Genomic DNA, 6,251 nt, shown 5'->3' on the forward strand with positions numbered 1-6,251 from the left:
ACCATTTTTCTTGTTCGCTTCAAGTGTAGCGATAGCTTCTCTGGTTAATGCCTCAGTAAGGTTCAAACCCTGATCTATGTATTTATCCAAACCCCTAACCGCCCAAAGTGTATCATTTGGACTACTGCTATACCGATCTTTTGCCAAATAGCTTCCCGGATGACCGGCAGCTGTACCTGCAATATTTACATCAAATCCAATGGTCAATGGGTTAGATGCTGGAGTACCATAAGGTGAAAAATGCGCCTTCCCGCAATGAATATTAAAATAACCGGCTTGCTTCAAAAGCATTGGTAAAGGAGTAGCTACAACAGCATTACTAATTCCGGGAGCGGTGCTCAAGCCATTAAAATTCCAATTTGGAGGGTTCAAAAGGCTATCTGGATAATCAGTTGGGGTATCTTTTTTAACGTTAGTCCAGTTCGTAATTCGATGCCTGGCCTCATTCATACCGGTAGCTAGACTTACCCTTGTGGGTGTACACACCGGGTTGGCATAGGCATTACTGAATTTCATGCCTCTTTTTGCCAAACGCTCCATATTGGGTGTTCGGTAAATTGAATTAAATTTTGTTGGCTTATACCAGAACGGAACAGAACTGTCTTGCCATCCCATATCATCAACCAGAAAAATTATAATATTCTTCTTTGAAACTTGAGAAAATACCGGCATAAAGCCGATCAATAGTATACTTAAAAACAGAAGTGTTGCTCTTTTTATCATAGTTATAAATTTATAAAATATATTAAGATTGAAAAGAAATTAAGGAGTATTGACATTCAAAGCTATTTTGAAAGCATTTTGCATGAAAACAGATTTTATATTTGATTTTTATATTTTAGCTTTTATAATCGTAACCTAAATTCAGAATGAAAAAAGCAAGTTTTTATCATCGCAAAAATTGGATCAGTTTAAGTGGGAGCTTCTTTTTCTTCTTGATTATTCCGTTTTTTTCAATGGGGCAGCAAATCAAGCCAAAACCCAATATTATTTACATCTATGCAGATGATTTGGGTTATGGTGAGTTAGGAAGTTATGGTCAAACAAAGATAAAAACCCCGAATCTTGACCGCATGGCAAAAGAGGGCATGCGCTTTACGCAGCATTATAGCGGAGCCCCAGTTTGTGCTCCATCAAGAAGTATTCTAATGACCGGTAAACATTCAGGCCACTCGTATATTAGAGGCAACTATGAATTGGGTGGCTTTGCAGATAGTTTAGAGGGCGGCCAAATGCCATTGCATGATGGAGCGTATACCATTGCCAGAATGCTCAAAGAAAGAGGCTATAGCACCGCATTGGTTGGCAAATGGGGCATGGGAGTAACCGGAACAACTGGCAGCCCGCTAAATCATGGGTTTGATTATTATTATGGATACCTGGATCAAAAACAAGCTCATAATTTTTATCCAACCCACCTTTGGGAAAATGATCAATGGGATGCTTTGAATAATCACGTGTTTAGCGTACATGGAAAAATAGACCCAAAAACTGCCACAGATGCTGATTTCGAAAAATTTAGAGGCAAAGATTATGCTCCTGCTAAAATGACCCAGAAAGCACTTGGGTTTCTTGAAAAAAACAAAAACAAGCCTTTCTTTTTATACCTCCCCTTTCCGCTTCCTCACCTAGCCTTGCAAGCACCTGATGAATACGTAAAAAAGTATATCGGGCAGTTTGATGAAAAACCTTATTTCGGAGAAAATGGTTATGCCCCAAATAAATATCCGCTTTCAACGTATGCTGCAATGATTACTTTCTTGGATGACCAGGTGGGAATAATCATGGAAAAAATCAAAAAACTCGGTCTAGATGAAAATACAATCATTATGTTTTCGAGTGATAATGGAGCAACTTTTTCGGCAGGAGTAGATACTAAATTTTTTAATAGCGTGTCGGGATTGCGTGGGCTCAAAATGGATTTATACGAAGGTGGAATACGGGTTCCTTTTATTGCCAGATGGCCAAAAAAGATCAAGGCGAATTCGGTAAGTGATCATGTTTCAGGTCAATTTGACATCATGGCTACCCTGGCTGAAATTAGTGGAAAAAAGATTAGCAATTCTGATGGAATATCTTTGGTACCAGAACTTAGCGGAAAGAAACAGGATCAACAAAAACATGGCTTTTTGTATTTTGAATACCCAGAAAATGGTGGTCAACTTGCGGTAAGGATTGGCAACTGGAAAGGAGTCAAAAGAAATGTAAGAAATAATCCATCTCAAAACTGGGAATTATTCGATCTCTCAAAAGACCGAAATGAAACTACCGATGTTTCTGCTGTCAACCTACAAATCATCTCACAAATAAACGCCATTGTAAAAAGGGAACATACCCACCCTCATATCCTAGATTGGGAATTTATTGACCCGAAAGTGTCTAGAAAATAAAAATATGCTCCTTATCAAATGAGTTATTGGGTAGTATCCGCAAAAAATTGATCGCTAAAATTTACCAAAAATAATTCTGCTGATGATCGGGTCACACCAGTATAGAGCCATCTCAAAAACTCAGTATTGAGCATCTCATCTGTTAAATAACCCTGATCAATAAATACGGCAGGCCATTGCCCGCCCTGAGCTTTATGACAAGTTACTGCAAAAGCAAACTTTATCTGTAAAGCATTATAATATGGATCCTTTTTTAGTTCATCCATTCTAAATTTTTTATTCTCAATGTGCATATAATCCTGTAAAACCGCCTCATATAAGCGTTTACTATCTAAATTAGACAGGCTCGGGGTTTCACAATATAAGGTGTCCAGAATCACCTTGCAGGTTAGCGGCTCTTGATCTGGATAGTCAAGTAGCTCTATAACTACTTCAGCAAAACGAAAACCATACTGCTCTTCTACCCTTCTAACTTTTCTGATCCTGGCAATATCGCCGTTAGCAATAAAATCGCCACTATTATCTTCAGGCTTGAGCCAGAAATAATTATTACGTACAATCATGATATGATCACCACCCGTAATTTCTTCCTCCCTATACAGTATCCGGTTGCGTATATTTTGATTATAGGCATTTGCATTCTTATTGGAGCGGCAAATTACAATGGTATTCTCCATGCCGTATTTATCATAGGCATAATTTATTCCTTCAACTAGGCGCTCTCCGGTCATTCTGAATATATCCTTATAGCCTTTAATCTTAAACTGAGGAAAAATTTCCTTTTCTTTCCGAATAAGTTCGCGCAACTGCGTCGCATTATGCAGAATGCCCGATTGCTTTTCTTGCCTTACCACATCTGTTAATTCGAAGCTGAACACTTCAAGTCCGAATTGGGAATTAAGCACATCCTTTACCAAAGCCGGACTCGTATCCGAGCCAACAGGAGGAAGTTGTGCCGTATCGCCAACCAGCATAAGCTTGCAGTTTTTGCCATTATATACATAACTGACCAAATCCTGTAAAAGACTCTGTTTGCTATAATCATGTACCTGATCTGCAATCATGGATGCCTCATCCACAATAAAAAGAGTATTCTCCATGAGATTATCTGCCAGAACAAAGTTCATATCTGGGCTCGCTGCTTCCTTTTTACGGTATATTTTTTTATGGATGGTAAATGCCTTGCGACCTGAATAATTACTGATCACCTTGGCCGCTCGACCGGTAGGTGCTAATAATACCGATTTTAGCTTAACTTGTGGGAGTACTTTAACCAAAGCACTGATCAATGTAGTTTTTCCTGTACCGGCATACCCCTTAAGAACAAAGCAAGAATCCACATTACTTGAAAGGACAAACTTCTGCAACAATAAAAAAACCTCTCTTTGCTGTGAGGTTGGAATATTTCCGAAATTTTGCTCAATTAGATCATGGAAATTCATTGCTGCAAATTGCAAATTCTTAGGCTTATATTTATTGAAAGAAATGAATGGTTTGCAATTAATTGAGCAGCAAACAGAAAGAATTTATAAAATATAGGTGAGAAACTATACTTTTGTGATCGATGCTTAAATTACTTCACTTAGTTGACGATGAGTTTCAATCTCAAAATGCCGCGAAATGCGATCTTCTGATCCATATAGGTATTGAATCATTTCAATATGCAATTATTGACAAGGTTAGAGACGAGCTGAAAGCGCTAGTGGAATATGAATTGCCCAATATCTCCAATCAGGGTGATTTAATTCAGGCCATTGAAAATCTGTCAGAATGTACTAAAGAATTTAAGTACACATTTAATAAGGTTAAAATATCCATTGACAGTTACCAGTTCACGTTTATTCCCGACGAGTTTTACCAATCTGGCAATGATGAAGAATATGCAAAATTCATTACTACTAAGCATCAATCTCTAATTCTTTGCAACGCTATACCTTTTGCAAAAATCAAAAATATTATTGCGATCAATTCAGATCTGCATCTGGCTCTTAACAGCATTTTTCAGCAGCCTAAAATTTATGGACAGGCAAGCAGTTTCATTCAGGGTATACTCAAGAGTTTAAAACAGAATACAGAGCATTCACTTTATATTGATATTCATCAAAAACATATTCAGTTTGCTTATTTTAAGCAATCTGAATTGTCATTTTATAACCTATTTGATAGCATCAATGCCATTGAGTTCAACTATTTTATCCTGAACATTATTGAATCTTTGAAATTAGATCTTGATCATACTGCTATTATTCTTTCAGGGCAGGTACTGCATCATGATGAATATTATCAGCGAATTGAAAAATATTTTAAAGACATTCAATTTGCTGATAGCAGACTGATTATTAAGCATCCTGAACTCTTTAACAAGGTGTTTTCTCAGACGTTTTTCTCCCTTTTTACACTTGACCAATGCGAATAATAGGTGGACGTTTAAAAGGTCTTCGCTTAAATCCTCCTGCTAATTTACCTGTCAGACCTACCACAGACCAAGCAAAAGAAGCACTGTTCAACATTCTTTACAATCAGTTCAATTTTGAGAATTTAAAGGTATTGGATCTTTTTAGCGGAACTGGAAATATTTCATTAGAATTTGCTTCACGTGGTGTTCCTGAAATATGTTCAGTAGACCGTGATTTTGGCTGTATCAATTACCTGCGTTCACTAATCAAACAATACGAACTCAATACCATTAAGCCTGTTAAAGCAGATGTATTTAACTATCTGGAACTAGAAACAGACAAATTTGATCTGATTTTTGCTGATCCTCCCTATGACCTTCCTCAACTTAACACGATTGCTGCAAAAGTATTTGACCGCAACCTGCTACAGCCGGAGGGCTATTTGATCATAGAGCATCCCAGTTTGAAAAAATTAGATAATCACCCATTATTTCTTGAGCAAAGAAAATATGGTTCTTCTTCATTCAGCTTCTTTGGAAAAAATGTGCTATAAATCGAAACAAGGTGTCATCATTTATAGTTAACTTTATTTTAAAGAATTAAATCAGTGCAGAATATCAATAGTGAATTAATTTATCCCAAACAAACATTATTTATGTTAAGAGAATCTTAACCCAATTATAAACAAATGAAAATTGCTCTTTTCCCTGGATCATTTGACCCAGTTACCAAAGCTCATGTTGACATATTAAAACGCTCGCTGCCTTTATTTGACAAGGTTGTTATCGGAATAGGTTTGAACAGCACCAAGACCGCATATCTATCCCTAGAAAAAAGAAAAGAAATGCTACGGGCTGTTTTTGCTGACGAGCCCAAAGTTGAGGTGCAAACTTATGAAGGGCTAACCGTTGAGTTCTGTAAAAAGATTCAATCCAATTACATGATCAGAGGCATCAGGACCGTATCAGATTTTGAATATGAAAAAGCGATTGCACAAATGAATCATGCAATGGTGCCAGAAATTGAAAGCATTTTTATAGTAAGTAAGCCAGGATATTCATCCATAAGCTCTACCATTGTACGTGATATTATGAGGAACAATGGCGACGTGAAGCAGTTTATTCCTAAAGAAGCATTTGATCTGCTTTAATTTCCTATTTAAGTACGTTGATCAAATCTCTGATTAAAGGATACGTATTTTGGCGAACCAGCATTAAATCTCCAGTTGAAAGCCATCGAGCATCGGTAATTCCTTCTTCAAGCTGTGGTATAAGCTTCTTTTGTTTAATAGCTCTCATCCAATACCAGGCAGTTTTTTTAATAACCATGGCTCCATTTATTTCATATATATGATAGGTATTGCAAACCTTATCTCTGCAACTATCAATCCTAATTCCACATTCTTCCTGCACTTCACGAACAGCAGCCACCCTTGAATTCTCTCCCTTTTCTATTTTTCCCTTCG

At 37.1% G+C, this 6,251-nt stretch carries 7 protein-coding genes; 4 read left to right on the forward strand and 3 right to left on the reverse strand.

Going from position 1 to position 6,251, the window contains the following annotated elements; all coding sequences use genetic code 11:
- The coding region (locus ACIQZ6_RS11225; RefSeq protein WP_395811127.1) for a sulfatase-like hydrolase/transferase at nt 1-723 on the reverse strand (723 nt) is incomplete at its 3' end.
- A gap of 146 nt (nt 724-869) precedes the next feature.
- Here ACIQZ6_RS11225 and ACIQZ6_RS11230 point away from each other — a divergent pair.
- Nucleotides 870-2,390, forward strand: coding sequence for an arylsulfatase (locus ACIQZ6_RS11230; protein ID WP_395811129.1), 1,521 nt, complete (start codon nt 870-872; stop codon nt 2,388-2,390).
- Between the two features lie 23 nt (nt 2,391-2,413).
- On the opposite strand, the gene ACIQZ6_RS11235 is transcribed toward ACIQZ6_RS11230, so the two are convergent.
- A complete protein-coding gene (locus ACIQZ6_RS11235; RefSeq protein WP_395811131.1) occupies nt 2,414-3,832 on the reverse strand; it encodes an ATP-dependent RecD-like DNA helicase in 1,419 nt (472 codons plus the stop codon).
- A gap of 122 nt (nt 3,833-3,954) precedes the next feature.
- Between ACIQZ6_RS11235 and ACIQZ6_RS11240 the strand changes: the two genes are divergently transcribed.
- From ACIQZ6_RS11240 to coaD, 3 genes are all read left to right on the forward strand, one after another.
- Nucleotides 3,955-4,806 carry a DUF3822 family protein gene (locus ACIQZ6_RS11240; protein ID WP_395811133.1) on the forward strand — a complete coding sequence of 284 codons (852 nt, stop codon included), beginning with the start codon at nt 3,955-3,957 and terminating at the stop codon, nt 4,804-4,806.
- Nucleotides 4,797-5,339, forward strand: a complete 543-nt coding sequence (locus ACIQZ6_RS11245; RefSeq protein ID WP_395811135.1) for an RsmD family RNA methyltransferase — start codon at nt 4,797-4,799, stop codon at nt 5,337-5,339. The genes ACIQZ6_RS11240 and ACIQZ6_RS11245 overlap by 10 nt, the downstream gene beginning before the upstream one ends.
- A gap of 135 nt (nt 5,340-5,474) precedes the next feature.
- Nucleotides 5,475-5,936, forward strand: coding sequence for a pantetheine-phosphate adenylyltransferase (gene coaD / locus ACIQZ6_RS11250; protein ID WP_395811137.1), 462 nt, complete (start codon nt 5,475-5,477; stop codon nt 5,934-5,936).
- A gap of 4 nt (nt 5,937-5,940) precedes the next feature.
- Here coaD and ACIQZ6_RS11255 read toward each other — a convergent pair.
- The coding region (locus ACIQZ6_RS11255) for an NUDIX domain-containing protein (protein ID WP_395811139.1) at nt 5,941-6,251 on the reverse strand (311 nt) is incomplete at its 5' end.

Origin of the sequence: Daejeonella sp., from assembly GCF_044348475.1 — a bacterium.
GTDB lineage: Bacteria > Bacteroidota > Bacteroidia > Sphingobacteriales > Sphingobacteriaceae > Daejeonella.